The following is a 16,813-nucleotide window of genomic DNA, read 5'->3' as shown; positions in this document are numbered from 1 at the left end:
GCGATGACAGAGGTGTTCCCCCCGTCCGGCCGGCCGAAGCCGTTCCGTACCAAGGCGGATCTCGCGGCCGACCACATCAAGCAAATGATCATGTCGGGCCAGGCCCAGCCCGGCACGAAGATCATCACCAGGGTGGTGGCCGAGGCCGTCGGCGTCAGCGACACACCGGTACGTGAGGCCATCAAGCAGCTCGTGTCCGAGGAGTGGCTCGTCGAGCGCCCGCACATCGGCGCGGTGGTCGCCGAGTTCACCGTGGACAACGTGCGAGAGCTGTACGGCATCCGCGCCGCGCTCACCTCCCTGGCCCTCCAGCTCCACCCGGCTCCGCTCAGCGGCGCGAGGTTGCTGGAGGTGGACGCCGTCCTGGAGGCCTCGCTCGTCGCCATCGACGGCGGCGACGTCGCCGCCTTCGCCACCCTGAACCGCCGGTTCCACTCGCTGATCTGCGACACCGAGAAGTCCCGCCTGGTGCACCGGATGCTGGTGGGCCTGTGGTCGAAGACGGAGACCGCCCAGCGCGGCTTCCGGTTGGTCCCCTGGCGGCTGCCGAAATCCCACGCCGAGCACGTGGCGATAAGGGACGCGCTCGTCGAGGGGGACATCGGCCGCGCGAGCGAGTTGCAGTACGCCCACGAGATGGCCGCGCTGGCCGCGCTGATCGAAGTGATGGAGGAGGAGAGATGAGAACGGGACAGGCCCTCGTCGGAGGGCGCTGGCGGGACGCGGCGGAACGCTTCACGGTCACCGATCCGGCGACCGGCGAGACCGTCGCCGAGGTGGCCGACTGCGACGGGAGGCTGACCACCGAAGCCGTCGACGCGGCGGCCGCCGCGCTCCCCGGCTGGCGCGCCATGCCCGCGCACGAGCGCGCCGTGATCATGCGCCGGGCCGCCGGGCTGCTGACCGGCCGGGCCGAGGCGATCGGCGCGATGATGACCGCCGAGCAGGGCAAACCGCTGGCGGAGGCGATCGGCGAGGTGGTCGCGGGAGCCGACCACCTCCTGTGGTCCGCCGAGGAGACCCGCCGCGTGTACGGCGAGACCATCCCCTCCACCAGCACCGACACCCGCATCTGGCTGCTGCCGGAACCGGTGGGCGTCGTCGCGGCGATCACCCCCTGGAACTTCCCGGTCTCGATGATCACCCGCAAGCTGGGCCCGGCGCTGGCCGCGGGGTGCACCGTGGTCCTCAAGCCCTCCGAGCTCACCCCGCTGTCGGCGATCGCGGTCGCCGAGTGCCTGACCGAGGCCGGTTTCCCGCCGGGGGTCTTCAACCTGGTCACCACGGCCCGGCCACGGGAGTTCGCCGAGGCGATCATGGCCGACTCGCGGGTCAGGAAGGTCTCGTTCACCGGCTCGACGGCCGTCGGCAGGCAGCTGATCCGGCAGAGCGCCGACGACGTCAAACGGCTCAGCGTCGAGCTCGGCGGCCATGCCCCGGTGCTCGTCTTCCCCGACGCCGACGTGACCGCCGCCGCCGCGGGCGTGGCCCGGGCCAAGTTCATGAACGCCGGCCAGGCCTGCACCTCCCCGAACCGGATCTACGTCCACGAGTCCGTCGCCGCGGAGTTCACCGACGAGCTCGTCAGGCTGGCCGAGGCGATCACCGTGGGCAACGGCATGGACCCGGGCGTCACGATGGGCCCGCTGATCGACGACCGGGCGTTCGCCAAGGTCAGGCGGCACGTCGAGGACGCGCTCACGCACGGCGCCCGGCTGGCGACGACCCGCCGGGAGGGAACCGGAAGGCTGCACCCGCCCACCGTCCTGACCGGCGTCACCGACGAGATGCTCGTGTGCAGGCAGGAGACCTTCGGCCCGGTCGCCCCGGTCCTGACCTTCGGCGCCGACGAGGACGCCGACGTGGACGCCGACGTGGACGCCGACGTGGTGGCCAGGGCCAACGCCACGCCGTACGGCCTGGCCGCCTACCTGTGGACGCGGGACCTGGGCCGGATCGTGCGCGTCTGCGAGGAACTTCAGTTCGGCATCGTCTCGGTCAACGGAGCCCCGCTCGCCCCGCCGCAGGGGCCGTTCGGCGGGGTCAAGGGCAGTGGATACGGCCGCGAGGGCGGCCGTCACGGAGTGGAGGATTTCGTGGAGTACAAGTACGTCAACGTGGGACTGGGCCGATGACCAAGGAGACCTCCCGCCGGATCGTCGAGCGCGAGATCACCAAGCGGGTCGACCTCTGCCGTCCGGATGGGCGCCTCAACCCGGAGGCGGTCGGCTGGAGCCGTACCCCGCTGCACCGGTCCAACATCCGGGGCTGGGGCCGTACGATGCGCTGGGACTACTGGTGCCTGACCAGTCCCGAGCACATCTTCTCCTTCAGCGCCTCCAGCCTGGACTATCTGGCCGGTGAGTCCGTCTGGTACCTGGACCGCACCACGAAGAAGGACGTGTTCAGCCGGAGCCTGCTCGTACCGAGCCAGGGCACCGGATTCTCCGAGCGGAGCGGCGAGGGCAGCGTCAGGATCGCGAAGGGCCCGGTCAAGATCGCCGTGGACGAGGCGGCCGTGGGCACCCGGCTACGGGTGAGGTCCCCCGAGTTCGACGCCGACCTGCTCGTGCACCGCGTCGAGGGCCGTGACAGCCTGGGCGTGGTCGTGCCGTGGTCCTCCCGCCGCTTCCAGTACACCGTCAAGGATCTCGGACGCCCCGCCGAGGGCACGCTGGTCGTGAACGGCCGCCGCATCAACCTGTCCGCCGAGGACACCCTCGCCACCCTGGACCACGGGCGTGGCCGGTGGCCCGGCAACGTGCTGTGGAACTGGGGCGCGGCGTCCGGGCGCTCCGGCGGCCACGAGATCGGCGTGCAGATCGGCGGTAAGTGGACCGACGGCACCGGCAGCGTCGAGAACGGGATCCTCCTGGACGGAAGGCTGCACAAGATCAGCGAGGAACTGGTCTGGCGCTACGACACCGCCGACTGGATGGCCCCCTGGCGGATCACCGGCGAGCGGGTCGACCTGGAGTTCGTCCCCGAGTACGTCCGGTCCTCCGATGTCACCCGGCTCCGCTACATGCGCAGCCGGGAGGACCAGGCCTTCGGTCACTACCGCGGCACCGTCGTCGCCGACGACGGGACCGTGGTCAAGGTCGACGACCTGTACGGCTGGGCCGAGGAAGTACAGCGACGCTGGTAATGGAGCAGAACATGATGATCTCTGAGCGAGAGTGTGAACCGTTCGCGGCCGGTCTGCCCTTCGGAGCGGGCGACCGCCTCGACCCGCTGCGCCGTGACTGTGACCTGGCCGAGGTGACCGGCGGCCTGCTGGACGTCCTGGTGGTCGGCGGCGGCGCGACCGGCGCGGGCGCGGCACTGGACGCGGCCTCGCGCGGGCTGACCACGGCCCTGCTGGAGGGCGGCGACCTCGCGTCGGGAACCTCGAGCAACTCCAGCCGCCTGCTCCACGGCGGCGTACGCTACCTGGAGCAGATGGAGTTCGGGCTGGTCCGGGAGGCGCTGCACGAGCGCGGCCTGCTGCAGGACCTGGCGCCACACCTCGTCCAGCGGATGTCCTTTCTCTATCCGCTGACCCACCGGGTGTGGGAACGCGGCTACGTGGGCGCCGGGCTGACCCTCTACGACGCGCTCGCCGGGATCGGCGACCGGCACGGATTCCGCCGGCACCGGCACCTGACCCACCGCGCCCTGCTCCGCGAGGCGCCGCAGTTGCGCCGTGACGCCGCCGTGGGCGCGCTGGCCTACGACGACGGCCACGTGGACGACGCCCGCCTGGTCACCACGCTCGCCCGTACGGCCGCGCGGGAGGGGGCCACCGTGCTGACCCGGGTCCGGGTCAACGCCCTGGCCTCCCGCTCCGGCCACACGGTGGCCACCTGCGAGGACCTGCTCACCGGTACGGAGTTCACCGTCCGCGCACGCCGCGTGGTGCTGGCCACCGGCCCCTGGTCGGGGCTCACCCAGCAGATGCTCGGCGACCAGCAGGTGGGGGTCCGCGCCTCCAAGGGGGTGCACCTGGTCGTGTCACGCGAGCGGCTGAGGCTCGACAGCGCGCTGATCGCCCGCACACCCCACTCCGTGCTGTTCCTCATCCCGACCGGGGACGTGGTGCTCGTCGGCACCACGGACACCCCGTGGGAGATCGGCCCCGGGCCGGTGCTCCCCACCGGCGCCGACGTTCGCTACCTGCTCGACCAGGTCAACCAGTGGCTGAGCGATCCGCTGACCAAGGACGACGTGCTCGGTGTGTACGCCGGTCTGCGTCCCCTGGTGGACCAGCCCGACCGGAACTCCACCACGGCCATCAGCCGCGAGCACGTGGTGAAGGAGGTCGCGCCCGGCGTCGTGGTCGTCGTCGGCGGCAAGCTGACCACCTACCGGATCATGGCCAAGGACGCGGTCGACGCGGTGGTGCGCGGCCTGCCGAAGGTCCGCCCGTCGGTGACCGAGCACCTCGGGCTGGTCGGCTCCAACGGCTACGCCCAGGCCTGGGCGCGCCGCGACTCCGCCGCCGTGGCCGCGGGGCTCCCCGTGGCGGTGGTGGAACGGCTGGCGCGCCGTTACGGCGCCGACTATCCGGCCCTGCTGGTCATGGGCCGCCGAGACCCGGAGCTGCTGGAACCCGTACCGGGCACGCCCTCACTGCTGGCGGCCGAGGTCCTGTACGCCGCACGGCACGAGGCCGCGATGACCGTGGACGACGTACTGCGCCGCCGCAGCCGGGCCGGGCTGGAGACCGCCGACGGAGGCGTGGGCGCCGCACCCCACGTGGCCCGTCTGCTGGCCGGCGCGCTGGGCCGTAGCGCGAGCTGGGCCGTCGAGCAGGCCGGGAACTACACGCACGCGGCCGAGGTGACGCGCTCGGCGCTGGACACCTCCGCCGACGCCGAGCTCGTCCCCCTGCTCGCCGACCTCGCCGGCCGATGGAGCGGTGCCGCATGAGCGTTCTGGCCATCGACGCCGGGACCACCGGTGTCACCTCACTCGTGATCGCGCAGGACGGGCGTGTCCTGGGCCGCGGCCACCACGAGTTCCCGCAGCACTTCCCCGCGCCCGGCCTCGTCGAGCACGACCCCGACGAGATCTGGGCCGCCACGCTGCGGGCCTGCTCGGACGCGCTCGCCTCGGCGGCCCTGCCGGTCTCCTGTGTCGGACTGACCAACCAGCGCGAGACCGTCGTGCTGTGGGATCGCGCGACCCTGCGGCCGGCGACCCGGGCGATCGTCTGGCAGGATCGCCGCTCCGCCGGGGAGTGTGACCGGCTCAGGGAGCACGAGCCGCGGATCCGCGAACTCACCGGGCTCCCGCTGGACCCCTACTTCTCCGCCACCAAACTGGCCTGGCTGCGCGGGAACCTCCCGGAGGTCTGGGCCGGTGTGCGGGAGGGCCGCACCGCGATCGGCACCGTCGACTCCTACCTGCTGGCCCGGCTCACCGGTGGCCGGCTGCACGCCACGGATCCGTCCAACGCCTCCCGTACCCTGCTGTTCGATCTCGCCACGGCCGGCTGGTCCGCGGAGCTGGCCGAGCTCTTCGACGTGCCACCGGCCGCACTGCCGGAGATCGTCCCTTCGAGCGCGCCCGTCGGCCGCACCGCGCCCGACCACTTTCTCGGGCTGGACCTGCCGATCAGCGGAGTGGCGGGAGACCAGCAGGCCGCGCTGTTCGGTCACGCCGCGTTCACTCCCGGCGCGATGAAGTGCACCTACGGCACGGGCAGCTTCCTGCTGGTCAACACCGGTGACCGGATCGCCCCCGCCGACGCGGGACTGCTGTCCACCGTCGCCTGGCAACTCGCCGGCGAGCCGGTCCAGTACGCCGTGGAGGGATCGGTGTTCGTCACCGGAGCCGCGGTGCAGTGGCTGCGTGACGGGCTGGGCGTGATCAGTGACTCCGCCGAGAGCGAGCGGCTGGCCGGGTCCGTGCCCGACAGCGACGGACTGATCTTCGTCCCCGCGCTCACCGGCATCGGCACGCCGCACTGGGATCCGCGGGCCAGGGGCGCCCTGCTGGGCATCACCCGGGGCACCACCGGAGCCCATCTCGCCCGTGCCGTCCTCGACGGCATCGCCTACCAGATCCGCGACGTCGTGGAGGCCGTCAGCGGCGCGGCGGGCATCCCCGTCTCCCACCTGGCGGTGGACGGCGGAGCCGCGTCCAACGACCTGCTCTGCCAGATCCAGGCCGATCTCCTGGGGCGGCCGGTGGTACGGCCGGACACGACCGAGGCCACCGGCCTGGGCGCCGCCTTCCTGGCCGGCCTGGCGAGCGGGGTGTGGCGCGACCCGGCCGAGATCTCCGAGGTGAGAGGCGGCGGCCGGGTCTTCGAGCCCCGCGAGATCTCTCCGGAGGGGTACCGCCGCTGGCTCGACGCGGTGGACGCGGCCCGGCGGTTCGGGTCATGAGTCCAGCCGCCCCCGTCCCGCCCCCGGGGGGAGGGACGATGACGGGTCCGCTCGATGGGATCCGGATCGCCGACTTCTCCCGGGTCCTGGCCGGACCGTACGCCACCATGATCCTCGCCGAGCTCGGCGCGGAGGTGATCAAGGTTGAGCATCCGGAGCACGGCGACGACACCCGGGCCTGGGGCCCGCCGTACGCGGGCGGCGAGGCCGCCTACTATCTCGCGGTGAACCGCGGCAAGCGGAGTCTCGCGCTCGACATCAAGCATCCCGCCGGCCGTGAGGTCGCCCAGCGGCTGTGCGCCGAGGCGGACGTGGTCATCGAGAACTTCCGCCCCGGGGTCGCCGAGCGCCTGGGCATCGGATACGAGGCGGTACGGCAGACGAACCCGGGCGTCGTGTACTGCTCGATCATCGGGTTCCCCGGCGGCGACCGGCCGGGGTTCGACGCGACGATCCAGGCCGAGAGCGGCTACATGCACATCACCGGCGAGCCCCCGAGCAAGGTCGGGATCGCGATCACCGACGTGCTCGCCGGGCTCAACGCGGCCGTCGCGATCCTGGGCGCCCTGCACCGCCAGGCGACCCGGGGACAGGGCGAGCGGGTTGAGGTGTCGCTCCTGGGATCGGCGCTGTCCGGTCTGGTCAACGTGGCGCAGAGCGCGCTGGTCTCAGGTGAGGAGGCGCTCGCCTACGGCAACGCGCACCCGACGGTGGTGCCTTACCAGACGTTCGAGGCGGCCGACGGCCGCTTCGTGGTCGCCGCGGGCAACGACCGGCTGTTCCGCGCGCTGTGCACGGCGATCGGACGCGACGACCTGAGGGGCGATGCCCGGTTCCGCACCAACGACGGCCGCGTCCGCGACCGCGACGCGCTGGTCGCCGAACTCGGCGCCGTCTTCGCGACCCGCCCGGTGGACGAGTGGATCGCGCGGCTCGAGGTGGCCGGAGTTCCCTGCGGCAAGATCCGGGGCGTCCTGGACGCGATCCGCACGGCCGGCGACGTGACCCTGCGGCTCCAGCACCCGACCGCCGGACCGCTGGAGCTCATCCGCACCGGATTCACCCTGGAGAGCGTCTCCGCCGACCGCGACATCGCTCCCCCGCCGCTTCTTGGCCAGCACACCCGCGAACTGCTGGCCGAACTCGGCATCACCGACGACCGCATCGCCTTCCTCCGGCAGGCGGGCGTCATCCATCAAGCCGTCCAGTCAGCGAGGCCCCCTGTTGAACCCGCATGATTTCCTGGAAGTCGACCGCGACCTGAACGACGAGGAGCGAGCGATCCGCGACGCCGTGCGCGACTACTGCCGCGCCGAACTCCGGCCGCACGTCGCCGGCTGGTTCGAGGCGGGCACCATCCCCGACCCGCACGCGGTGGCCAGGGGCCTGGGCACGCTGGGCGTGCTGGGCATGCACCTGGAGGGCTACGGTTGCGCGGGCACCAACGCGGTGAGCTACGGGCTGGCCTGCCGCGAACTGGAGGCCGTTGACAGCGGGCTGCGCAGCCTGGTGTCCGTCCAGGGCTCGCTGGCGATGACGGCGATCCACCGGTTCGGCTCCGAGGAGCAGAAGCGGGAGTGGCTGCCGCGCCTGGCGGCCGGTGAGGCCATCGGCTGCTTCGGCCTGACCGAGCCCGACTCGGGCAGCGACCCGGGCTCGATGCGTACCCGGGCCCGCAGGGACGGGACGGACTGGGTCCTCGACGGCACCAAAATGTGGATCACCAACGGGTCGGTCGCCGACGTCGCCGTCGTGTGGGCGCGGGCCGAGGACGGCATCCGCGGCTTCCTCGTCCCCCGCGACACCGCGGGTTTCTCCGCCACCACACTGCACGGGAAGATCTCGCTGCGCGCCTCGATCACCTCCGAGCTCGTCCTCGACGGCGTACGGCTCCCGCACGAGGCGGCGCTCCCCCTCGCCGAGGGCGTCAAGGCTCCGCTGTCGTGCCTGTCCGAGGCGCGCTTCGGCATCGTGTGGGGAGCCGCGGGAGCGGCCCGCGACTGCTTCGAGGCGGCGCTCGACTACGCGCGGACCCGCACCCAGTTCGGCCGGCCGATCACCGCCTTCCAGCTCACCCAGCGGAAGATCGCCGACATGCTGGTGGACGTCAACCAGGCGAACCTGACGGCCCTGCGGATCGGCCGCCTCAAGGACGAGGGGCGGGCCCACCACTCCCACATCAGCTTCGGCAAGCTCGCCAACGTGCGCGCCGCCCAGCGGGTGGCCGCCGTCGCGCGCGGCGTGCACGGGGCCAACGGGATCACCCTCGAATACCCGGTGATGCGCCACATGGTCAACCTGGAGAGCGTCGCCACCTACGAGGGCACCGAGGAGATCCACGCCCTCACCCTCGGCCGGGCGGTCACCGGCCACTCCGCCTTCCGCTGACCGGCCGAGCGGGGCGGTCCTCCGCCCGGCCGGCCTGCCGGTCCTGCCGAAGGGCGCGCGATCCCAGGGGGGCGGGGTCAGGCGCGGCGCGCCTCGAACATGAAGCAGCCGTACTCCACGGCCCGTACATGTACCAGCTCCACCTCGGGGTCGGCGAACTGTTCGGCCAGGATGGCCTCCGACGCGATGGCGTCACCGCTGATGTGGTGCTCCACCAGCCGTCCGCCCAGGATGCCGCCCTTGGCGTCGTAGGCGCGGAAGACCCGCCGCTCACCACCCATGCCGGCCGGGAAGCCCGTTCCCTCGGGCCCCTCGCACGACTCGGCGTGCACGAAGACCGGACCCACCTCCTCGTACGGGCCGGGGTCGCCACCGGTCCGCGCCGCCCACCGGCGCAGCGGCGCGTACGAGAGCAGGGCGAGCTCCTCACCGGGGAGACTGTGGCGCAGGCAGCAGCGCAGCGGGGAGCCTCCCTCCGCGTCGGTGACCGGGCGGGGCAAGCGCCCGGCGTCGTCACGGACCCGCAACTCGGCGAGGACCTCGGCATCGATGGCGAAAGTACGGAAGGTGCTCATGGATCAATGCTCGGCCCTGACCGGTCGGTGCGCTGGCGGGAATCAGACCTGGTTGCAGGCCGGACCATCACGCTGTTGAACCGCCGGGGCGATCCGAGGACACAGGTCAAGGATCGAGATGAGACCCTGCCCCGGTTCACCGGGGCGGGGCCGTACCTCATCGGAGTGGCCGGGTCGGCAGGTGGCCGACGCGGTGTTGGTGCCGGTCTCTCAGGCCGCGCTCATCGCGCGGTTCAGCAGCCGGCCCAGGGTCGGTGTGTCGACCTCGGGCTCGCTCTCCGTGTGGCCGGGGGTGTCCGTCGTGACCGGGTCGGGGACGTCCACCACCGAGGCGTCGGGGTCGTCCGTGGGATCCGGGACTGGAGTGGTCGTCGGCGTCTGGCCGGGGTCCTCCCCGTGCGGGAAGTCCGAGGGCTTGGGCGGCCTGGGGGTCTCCAGCTCGGGCTCCTCCTCCACGGGCGGCGGACCGCCGTTGAGGATCTGGTCCACCCGCTCCGGGTTGTCCATGAGCGGCGCGATGACCGGCTCACCCGGCGCCTGCTCGACGAACACGCCCTCGCCGATCGGTAGGTGCACCGAGGCCAGGTAGCCGGCCAGCGCCTGAGGCACGGCCCGTCCCTCGGCCTGGCTGCGCTCCAGGGCGTTGTGCACGTAGAACAGCCCGTGCCCCGCGCTGCCGATGGAAGCACGCAGGATGTCCAGGGGGGTGTGATTGGGCTGCTCGACCTGCAGCCGGATCTGACCGTTCTGCACTCCGAGGCCGAGCTGTCCGGACAGCGTACGGTCCACCCTGACGACGAGGCTGGCGTAGCGGACCGCCGCGTCGGGATCGTCGTAGCCGACGATGGGCGCGGTGCCTGCGCCGTCGTCGGAGCCGAAGGCGATCCCCGGCTCGATGCCGACGATGGTGCCCTCCAGCATTGCCGCCGCGGGGGCGAAGGCACCGGAGGCCGGCGCACCCGGCGTCAGGTCGTCCAGCGAGTCGTAGAGGTACTCGCCCGTCGACTCTCCCACGTTGGAGCGCATCAGGGACCAGAACGGAGGAGCGGGGTCGTTGGACCGGGCTGCGGCCACACCGACGGCGGCCAGCAGGCCCAGGGCGGTGACCAGGGTGAGGCTCACTCCCGCGGTGCGGGATCGGAGCGTCTTCGGCATGTGTTCCGTCCTCAGAATCGGCCGTTGATGTGCGCGACGTCGTGCGAGGTGTAGGTGCGCACGGTGGAGCGGCCTGACTTCATGCAAGAGTCGCTCTGGGAGGAGTGGTCGAGCCCGGTGGTGTGCCCGACCTCGTGGCAGGTCGTCTTCTTACGCTCGTTCTCCGAGAAGCGGCTCATGTCGGCCAGATCGAAGCGGATCTCGTACTGGTCGCACTTCCACCAACCGTTGATGAGCCCCGGGCTGATTATCCGCACGCACTTGGCGTGGGCGTAGATGTTCTTTCCGGTGCTCGACCCGTCCCAGTCGAGGCCCCAGTAGTCGTTGTAGTACTGGTCGAACATCTCCACATCGGTGTGCTTGTCGGGGGTGGAGTCGTAGTGCGTGGCCATGTCGGTCTGGGAGTCCAACTTGATCATGGCGTAGTTGCCCGCGACCTTCATGTACGAGGTCAACGACGAGTAGTTGTAGTAATGGTCCTTGTTGTCGGCCTGCGCGCAGCACCCTGACGGATGCAGATACGACCATCCGAACGCGTTGGCGCTCGCCGGCGGCGCGAACGTGAGGAGCATGACGAAGGCGAGCAGGGTCGAGAGCGCCAAGGTGTGGCCTCGGACTCCCGATTCGCTCGATGGCTTTTTGGGCACCCGTAGTCCTTACAAAAGGCATGACAAATCGTGATGATCTTCGCAGTTTCTTGACCATGTTCGCAACAGGCTTTTCTCACCGCTGACAAGAACGTCCTGACCAGGCACGTCGGCTCATCCGGCCGGACCCCGGGCGCCGCTGGCCGGCGAATCCGGGCGTTCCAGGCGACCCGCGCGTTCGAGGCCGGAACGGCGGAATTCTCGGTGGAGGCGTCAGGATACGGTCGCCGGTTCGGCGGTGACGGCGTCCTCGGCCGAGGAGTCGGCCCGGCGCGCCGGGATCGCGGAGGCGATCGCCGCGGCGACGAGTGCGACGCCGCAGCCGATCAGCAGACCGGTGCGGAAGCCGCTCTCGGACGGCAGGGTGTGCCCGCCCACTCGCATGGTCATCTGGGTGAGGACGACACCGATCACCGCGGCTGACACCGAGGTGCCGATGGAGCGCATCAGTGAGTTGAAGCTGTTGGCCGCGGCGGTTTCCGACCGGGGAACCGCGCCCATGATCAGGGCGGGCATCGCGCCGTAGGCCAGCCCGACGCCTATGCTGCAGAGGCAGGTGACGACCAGCAGGCCCCACGTCGTCCCGAGCAGGGCCATCGAGGAGCCGTACCCGAGCGCCATGACCAGGCTGCCGGTGACCAGGGTGACCTTGGGGCCGCGAGCGGCCGACAGCCGCGCACCCAGCGGCGAGACCACCATCATCATCAGGCCCGACGGGGCCGTCCACAGGCCGGCGGCCAGCATCGACTGGCCCAGGCCGTACCCGGTGGCCTCGGGCAGTTGCAGGATCTGGATCACGATCAGCGCCTGGGCGTACATCGCGAATCCGGCCACGATCGAGGCCACGTTGGTCAGCAGTACCGGGCGCCGGGCGGTGACGCGCAGGTCGACCAGTGGATCAGCAGGGCCGGGGACTTCGGCGGCAGCGCCCGGCGAGGTCCGTAGCGGTCGATCAGCCCGGCTCGCAGCGAGGACAGCGCGGCGCCGGTGAGTCCGAACAGGGCCATGCACGGTTCGAACGACGTCGGCGGCTTTCCGGCGTCGGGCACGGCGGCCAAAAGACCTACGTGTTAGGGACCTCTGGCTGTTACCTCCGAGTCCTGCCCGGTGGTGTGATGGAGGTATGGGAAGACCCCAGTAGACAAGGAGGACACCATGAGCATGCCGATGATCCGCGAGCGGCGAGGCCTCGTCCCCGAGCTGTTCAACTGGTTGGACATGCCCCTCGCCGCCTTGCAGTCGCCGGCGGCGCAGCCCATCAAGTTCGAGGACTACGTCAAGGACGGTCGCTACGTGCTGCGGGCCGAGTTGCCGGGAATCGACCCCGACAAGGATGTCGACATCACCCTGTCCAACGGCCTCCTGACCATCCACGCCGAGCGGCGGGACGAGCAGCGGGACCAGCAGCGGACGGAGTTCCGCTACGGCTCCTTCACCCGGTCGATCACGCTGCCCAGCGACGTGGACGAGAACGACGTCAAGGCTTCCTACGACAAGGGGGTTCTGGAGGTCAGCGTCAAACTCGCTGACACCAAACAGCAGGAAAAGCACATCCAGATCGAGTCCACGCCCCGGAAAAAGTCCTGACGGATCGGGCGGACCCGCTCGACATGACGCGGGTCCGCTCATGACCCGCGGATCGCAGCGATCCTCCGCCCACCGGTCGGCCGCGAGTACTTTCTGTCATAATTTGATATACTCAGGGTAGTAATGCGGTTAATCCGTAGATTTGTCATAGTCGGCAAGGGTTTTGCTTTCCTGGAGTGTTGATCGTGCCCACGGTCACGTCATCCGGAGCCGCGAGGAGACCTTGGACACTCGCGGGGCCGGCGTGGAGGCGAGCGCCCATGTCGTAAGGCGTGGGCCGCCAGAGCACACTCACAAGCAGGTACGGAAGTCCCGCCCGGCCGGGGCCTTCTGCCCTATCCATATACAAGGCCCCTGACCAGCGTGGAAGCAGGACAACCCACGGGGGGATCATCATGATCACTTTGAGTGTCATCAAGGCCGACACCGGGGGGTTCGTCGGCCACTCCGCGGTGCACCCGAACATGATGGCCGAGGCCCGCCGCGAGATCGACCGGGCGACCGCCTCGGGACTGCTCATCGACGGTCAGGTCGCCAGTTGCGGTGACGACATCTCGCTCATCATGACCCACACCTACGGCGCCGACGCGGGGCTCATCCACTCCTTCGCCTGGGACACCTTCCAGGCCACCACCCACATCGCCAAGGGACTCGGCCTGTACGGCGCCGGCCAGGACCTGCTGTCGGACGCCTTCTCCGGCAATCTGCGGGGCATGGGTCCCGGATATGCCGAACTGGAGTTCGAGGAGCGCCCATCGGAGCCGGTGCTGTGCTTCCTGGCCGACAAGACCGAGCCGGGCGCGTGGAACCTGCCGCTGTACAAGATGTTCGCCGACCCGTTCAACACCGCGGGCCTGGTCATCGATGGAAAGATGCACGCCGGCTTCGGCTTCGAGGTCTACGACCTGTACGAGGAGAAGCGCATCGTCTTCGACTGCCCGGCCGACCTGTACGACATGCTGATGTACATCGGCGCCCCGGCCCGTTACGTGATCCACAGCGTCCGTTCCAAGACCCTGGACGAGACCGCGGCCGCGACCAGCACCCAGCGGCTGTCCCTGATCGCCGGCAAGTACGTCGGCAAGGACGACCCGGTGATGATCGTCCGCTGCCAGTCCGGATTGCCCGCGGTCGGCGAGGCACTGGAGCCCTTCGCCTTTCCGTACACGGTCGCCGGGTGCATGCGCGGCTCGCACCACGCACCGTTCCTGCCGGTCCCGGTCCAGCAGGCGCACCCGTCCCGGTTCGACGGCCCGCCGCGCGTGGTCGCGCTGGGATTCCAGATCCACGACGGGAAGCTGATCGGCCCGCGCGACATGTTCGACGATCCGGCCTTCGACGGCGCACGGGCCCAGGCCGGCGAGATCATGGACTACCTCCGCCGCCACGGCCCGTTCGAACCGCACCGGCTGCCACTGTCGGAGCTGGAGTACACCACCATGCCCGCTCTCGCCCAGCGGCTCGCGAACCGCTGGACCCCGATGACCACCGAGATCGCGACACCCGTCGGATGACCCGCGCGACCGCCCGGCCATCCCGGGCGATCGGCACCTGATCGGGCTCACCACACACTCGGAAGCACGACACCACGAACACCCGTTCGATCGGAGGTTCCTTCCATGGAAGCCAAGCAATGGACCGTGCAGATCTACATCACCGAAGAGGGCGATGACACCTCCGCCCGGGCACTCCTGACCACCAAGAACGACACCCACCTGACCGGGATCGGTCACGCGCGTCGCAATCCGGTCGACCAGTCGGTCCCCGAGATCGGCGACGAGCTCGCGGTCGCCCGCGCGCTGGCCGACCTGGCGGAAAGGTTGCGCACCGTCACCGCGGAGGACATCGCCCATGTCGGCGGGCCCACCTCATGGTGACGGCCCCTCGCCCCGGGCCACCGGGATCGGCATGACCACACCGTCCGCCTCGGCCACGATCCGCGGACGGTGCGCGCCCTTCCCCTGTCGACGCGCAGGGGCCATCCCATGGCGATGAGATCCACGTGCTCCACCTACAGAACCTGAACACACCCGTGGAGTCACCCATGAAGCAGAACCGGAACGGCACGATGAAGATCACCTGGCACGGCGGCGGCCGCTTTGACGTGCAGATACGCCGTCACACCATCCGTGTCGACCAGCCCACGGACTTCGGCGGAGGCGACACCGGTCCCGTCCCGGTCGAGCTGTTCGTCGGGAGTCTCGCGGCCTGCGTCGCCCATCGCGCCGAACGCTACCTTCACCGATGTGAGCTGCCCGCCGGCGTCACCGTGACCGCCCACTACGATCTGGGACTGCGTCCGGCACGGGTCGGCCGAATCGATCTGGTCGTCGACGCTCCCGGCCTTCCCGAAGGTCTTCGGGAATCGTTCACCACCGTCATCGAGCACAGCGCCGTGCACAACTCGCTGCGGCTGCCGCCGGAGATCACCCTTCAGGTCCGCACCGAGGAGGGGGCGGTCATGGAGGCGATTGAAACGACCTGATGCCATCGGTGACCTGAGCCCGGCACATCCTCGGGCCACGGATCGGCCCGAGCGCGTCTGACAGCACGCGCCGAGCCGGCCGCGCCCGGCGTGTCGATCACCATGACCACTGGCAGGCCGAGGTCCTCGGCGAGCCGCATCCCCCTGCGTGCCTCGTGCGGCACGCCGGTCCCCCTCGGGCGGGAGGTCCGGGCGCGGCGGTCGTGCCCCGCGATCACGCACGAGATCTCGTTCACCCCGGCCAGGGCGAGCAGCACCCCGGGTTCGCTCTCCCCCAGGCCGGTGCCGGCATCGTTGACCAGGACGTCGAGCCGCCCGGCCGACACGGTCCAGCCCTGCTCACCGGTGCCGTCCAGGCCGAAGAACTCCGCGGAGTGACCCGCCTCCCCGGCTCCTTGACGAGCCGGATACCCTCGGTCTCCTCGACCAATAAGATGATCTTCTCGGCAGGGACGACTCTCTCGTTCAACAGCCGCGTGTTCACGCTCCGGCCCGGCGACATCATCGCCACCGGAACGCCGTCCGGGATCGGCTACGCGCGTACACCCCCGTGGCTGCTGCACGACGGCGACGTGGTCGAGGTGGAGGTCGGGAAGTCGAGCGGCGTCCGTACTCCAGTGATCAACACAGCGAGCGCAGAGGACTGGGCATGAGTGAGACCGTGAGCTCCGGGCACGGCCCGGCCGGCAGCCACCCCGTGACCGAGCAGGTCGTCGGCCAGCTCCAGGGTACGGACACCCGATTGATGACCGTCATGGAGAGCCTCATCCGTCACCTGCACGGCTTCGTCGAGGACGTGAGGCCGACGGCGGCCGAGTGGGAGGCGGGACTCGCCTTCCTCGCGCGTACCGGCTCGTTCTGCACGCCCACCCGGCAGGAGTTCGTCCTGCTCTCGGACATGCTGGGACTGACCACACTCGTCGATGACGTGAACAACCAGGGACCGGCCGACATGACGCCGAGCTCGGTGGAGGGCCCCTTCCACTCCGTGGCACCGCCGCGCGAGCTGGGTGACCTCATCGCCGCGGGCCCCGAATGGGGCCGGGCCGAGAGTGCCGTGATCCACGGCACCGTGCAGGACTGCCACGGGAACCGCCTGCCGGGTGCGATCCTCGACGTGTGGCAGGCCGACGACAAGGGCCACTACGACACCCAGGACGCCGAGCAGCCCGAAGGCAACCTGCGCGGTCTGTTCACCGCCGACGAGAACGGCGAGTACTGGTTCCGCACCGTGAAGCCCGCCAGCTACCCCGTACCGATGGACGGCCCGGCAGGCGACATGCTCCGCGCCATGGGACGTCATCCCATGCGCCCCGGCCATCTTCACATCCGCGTCGAGGCAGCCGGGCATCACACGCTGACCACCCACGTGTTCGTCAACGACGACCCCTACCTGGACTCCGACGCCGCCTTCGCGGTCAAGCCGGAGATCATCGTCGACTTCGAGCCGCGCGAGGACCATGCCTCGATCGAGCGGTACGGGATGGACGGGCCCTACCTGGACGTCACGTTCGACATCAGGCTCGCCACCGAGTCGGAGATGAAAAGGTGATCACGGAGAGCCCCGGCACCTGCTCGCCACCCCGCTGGTGACGATCTCCC

General features: G+C 70.4%; 19 protein-coding genes. 13 read left to right on the top strand and 6 right to left on the bottom strand.

The genetic code is table 11. The features are described from left to right. Positions 1-3 precede the first annotated feature (3 nt). The 7 genes from ABZU75_RS10655 to ABZU75_RS10625 are packed head-to-tail and all read left to right on the top strand — an operon-like array spanning position 4 to position 8,762. Positions 4-684 carry a GntR family transcriptional regulator gene (locus tag ABZU75_RS10655; RefSeq protein ID WP_355551765.1) on the top strand — a complete coding sequence of 227 codons (681 nt, stop codon included), beginning with the start codon at positions 4-6 and terminating at the stop codon, positions 682-684. Next, a complete protein-coding gene (locus ABZU75_RS10650) occupies positions 681-2,135 on the top strand; it encodes an NAD-dependent succinate-semialdehyde dehydrogenase (RefSeq protein ID WP_355551762.1) in 1,455 nt (484 codons plus the stop codon). Before ABZU75_RS10655 ends, ABZU75_RS10650 begins: the two co-directional genes overlap by 4 nt. Beyond that, a complete protein-coding gene (locus tag ABZU75_RS10645; RefSeq protein WP_355551759.1) occupies positions 2,132-3,148 on the top strand; it encodes a DUF2804 domain-containing protein in 1,017 nt (338 codons plus the stop codon). Before ABZU75_RS10650 ends, ABZU75_RS10645 begins: the two co-directional genes overlap by 4 nt. Before the next feature lie 11 nt (positions 3,149-3,159). Beyond that, on the top strand, positions 3,160-4,911 hold the full coding sequence (locus tag ABZU75_RS10640; protein WP_355551756.1) for a glycerol-3-phosphate dehydrogenase/oxidase: 1,752 nt from the start codon (positions 3,160-3,162) through the stop codon (positions 4,909-4,911). Next, on the top strand, positions 4,908-6,374 hold the full coding sequence (locus ABZU75_RS10635) for a glycerol kinase (RefSeq protein WP_355551752.1): 1,467 nt from the start codon (positions 4,908-4,910) through the stop codon (positions 6,372-6,374). Before ABZU75_RS10640 ends, ABZU75_RS10635 begins: the two co-directional genes overlap by 4 nt. 38 nt (positions 6,375-6,412) lie before the next feature. Further along, a complete protein-coding gene (locus ABZU75_RS10630; RefSeq protein WP_355551749.1) occupies positions 6,413-7,612 on the top strand; it encodes a CoA transferase in 1,200 nt (399 codons plus the stop codon). Beyond that, the gene (locus ABZU75_RS10625) at positions 7,599-8,762 is read left to right on the top strand and encodes an acyl-CoA dehydrogenase family protein (protein WP_355551746.1); all 1,164 of its coding nucleotides are present in this window, start codon (positions 7,599-7,601) and stop codon (positions 8,760-8,762) included. Before ABZU75_RS10630 ends, ABZU75_RS10625 begins: the two co-directional genes overlap by 14 nt. A 77-nt stretch (positions 8,763-8,839) precedes the next feature. Here ABZU75_RS10625 and ABZU75_RS10620 read toward each other — a convergent pair whose 3' ends face one another. The 5 genes from ABZU75_RS10620 to ABZU75_RS10600 all read right to left on the bottom strand — a co-directional run bounded on the left by ABZU75_RS10620 (position 8,840) and on the right by ABZU75_RS10600 (position 12,188). Beyond that, positions 8,840-9,337, bottom strand: a complete 498-nt coding sequence (locus ABZU75_RS10620; RefSeq protein ID WP_355551744.1) for a DUF1203 domain-containing protein — start codon at positions 9,335-9,337, stop codon at positions 8,840-8,842. 210 nt (positions 9,338-9,547) lie between these two features. Further along, a complete protein-coding gene (locus tag ABZU75_RS10615) occupies positions 9,548-10,492 on the bottom strand; it encodes a hypothetical protein (RefSeq protein ID WP_355551742.1) in 945 nt (314 codons plus the stop codon). An 11-nt stretch (positions 10,493-10,503) separates the two neighbouring features. Continuing rightward, positions 10,504-11,094, bottom strand: coding sequence for a matrixin family metalloprotease (locus tag ABZU75_RS10610; RefSeq protein ID WP_350927495.1), 591 nt, complete (start codon positions 11,092-11,094; stop codon positions 10,504-10,506). A 258-nt stretch (positions 11,095-11,352) separates the two neighbouring features. Beyond that, the gene (locus tag ABZU75_RS10605) at positions 11,353-12,024 is read right to left on the bottom strand and encodes an MFS transporter (RefSeq protein ID WP_355551865.1); all 672 of its coding nucleotides are present in this window, start codon (positions 12,022-12,024) and stop codon (positions 11,353-11,355) included. Beyond that, positions 11,991-12,188, bottom strand: coding sequence for a hypothetical protein (locus tag ABZU75_RS10600; RefSeq protein WP_355551869.1), 198 nt, complete (start codon positions 12,186-12,188; stop codon positions 11,991-11,993). Before ABZU75_RS10600 ends, ABZU75_RS10605 begins: the two co-directional genes overlap by 34 nt. Positions 12,189-12,294: 106 nt before the next feature. Here ABZU75_RS10600 and ABZU75_RS10595 point away from each other — a divergent pair, with 106 nt between their 5' ends. From ABZU75_RS10595 to ABZU75_RS10580, 4 genes are all read left to right on the top strand, one after another. After that, positions 12,295-12,726: an Hsp20/alpha crystallin family protein gene (locus ABZU75_RS10595; protein WP_355551738.1), complete on the top strand. Its 432-nt coding sequence runs from the start codon at positions 12,295-12,297 to the stop codon at positions 12,724-12,726. A 395-nt stretch (positions 12,727-13,121) separates the two neighbouring features. Further along, complete coding sequence (gene fbp, locus ABZU75_RS10590) at positions 13,122-14,240, top strand: fructose-1,6-bisphosphate aldolase/phosphatase (protein WP_355551735.1); 1,119 nt, start codon at positions 13,122-13,124, stop codon at positions 14,238-14,240. 105 nt (positions 14,241-14,345) lie between these two features. Continuing rightward, entirely contained in the window at positions 14,346-14,603 is a 258-nt protein-coding gene (locus tag ABZU75_RS10585; protein ID WP_355551732.1) for a DUF1876 domain-containing protein, read from the top strand. Between the two features lie 167 nt (positions 14,604-14,770). After that, on the top strand, positions 14,771-15,211 hold the full coding sequence (locus ABZU75_RS10580) for an OsmC family protein (RefSeq protein WP_355551729.1): 441 nt from the start codon (positions 14,771-14,773) through the stop codon (positions 15,209-15,211). Here ABZU75_RS10580 and ABZU75_RS10575 read toward each other — a convergent pair. Next, positions 15,160-15,537: a hypothetical protein gene (locus ABZU75_RS10575; RefSeq protein WP_355551726.1), complete on the bottom strand. Its 378-nt coding sequence runs from the start codon at positions 15,535-15,537 to the stop codon at positions 15,160-15,162. The two genes, ABZU75_RS10580 and ABZU75_RS10575, sit on opposite strands and share 52 nt — an antisense overlap. Before the next feature lie 48 nt (positions 15,538-15,585). On the opposite strand from ABZU75_RS10575, the gene ABZU75_RS10570 reads away from it, so the two are divergent. Beyond that, positions 15,586-15,864, top strand: coding sequence for a fumarylacetoacetate hydrolase family protein (locus tag ABZU75_RS10570; RefSeq protein WP_355551723.1), 279 nt, complete (start codon positions 15,586-15,588; stop codon positions 15,862-15,864). Next, on the top strand, positions 15,861-16,763 hold the full coding sequence (locus tag ABZU75_RS10565; protein WP_355551720.1) for a dioxygenase: 903 nt from the start codon (positions 15,861-15,863) through the stop codon (positions 16,761-16,763). Before ABZU75_RS10570 ends, ABZU75_RS10565 begins: the two co-directional genes overlap by 4 nt. The last annotated feature ends 50 nt before the right edge of the window (positions 16,764-16,813 follow it).

The sequence above is a fragment of the Streptosporangium sp. NPDC005286 genome, assembly GCF_040607515.1.
Lineage (GTDB): Bacteria > Actinomycetota > Actinomycetes > Streptosporangiales > Streptosporangiaceae > Streptosporangium.
This window is presented reverse-complemented; position numbering and strand designations above follow the sequence as displayed.

What these genes read in the sequence shown, in the direction of transcription:
- ABZU75_RS10655 (WP_355551765.1), top strand. Translation starts at nt 4, where the DNA reads ATGACAGAGGTGTTCCCCCCGTCCGGCCGGCCGAAGCCGTTCCGTACC.
- ABZU75_RS10650 (WP_355551762.1), top strand. Translation starts at nt 681, where the DNA reads ATGAGAACGGGACAGGCCCTCGTCGGAGGGCGCTGGCGGGACGCGGCG.
- ABZU75_RS10645 (WP_355551759.1), top strand. Translation starts at nt 2,132, where the DNA reads ATGACCAAGGAGACCTCCCGCCGGATCGTCGAGCGCGAGATCACCAAG.
- ABZU75_RS10640 (WP_355551756.1), top strand. Translation starts at nt 3,160, where the DNA reads ATGATGATCTCTGAGCGAGAGTGTGAACCGTTCGCGGCCGGTCTGCCC.
- ABZU75_RS10635 (WP_355551752.1), top strand. Translation starts at nt 4,908, where the DNA reads ATGAGCGTTCTGGCCATCGACGCCGGGACCACCGGTGTCACCTCACTC.
- ABZU75_RS10630 (WP_355551749.1), top strand. Translation starts at nt 6,413, where the DNA reads ATGACGGGTCCGCTCGATGGGATCCGGATCGCCGACTTCTCCCGGGTC.
- ABZU75_RS10620 (WP_355551744.1), bottom strand. Translation starts at nt 9,337, where the DNA reads ATGAGCACCTTCCGTACTTTCGCCATCGATGCCGAGGTCCTCGCCGAG.
- ABZU75_RS10615 (WP_355551742.1), bottom strand. Translation starts at nt 10,492, where the DNA reads ATGCCGAAGACGCTCCGATCCCGCACCGCGGGAGTGAGCCTCACCCTG.
- ABZU75_RS10595 (WP_355551738.1), top strand. Translation starts at nt 12,295, where the DNA reads ATGAGCATGCCGATGATCCGCGAGCGGCGAGGCCTCGTCCCCGAGCTG.
- fbp (WP_355551735.1), top strand. Translation starts at nt 13,122, where the DNA reads ATGATCACTTTGAGTGTCATCAAGGCCGACACCGGGGGGTTCGTCGGC.
- ABZU75_RS10585 (WP_355551732.1), top strand. Translation starts at nt 14,346, where the DNA reads ATGGAAGCCAAGCAATGGACCGTGCAGATCTACATCACCGAAGAGGGC.
- ABZU75_RS10580 (WP_355551729.1), top strand. Translation starts at nt 14,771, where the DNA reads ATGAAGCAGAACCGGAACGGCACGATGAAGATCACCTGGCACGGCGGC.
- ABZU75_RS10565 (WP_355551720.1), top strand. Translation starts at nt 15,861, where the DNA reads ATGAGTGAGACCGTGAGCTCCGGGCACGGCCCGGCCGGCAGCCACCCC.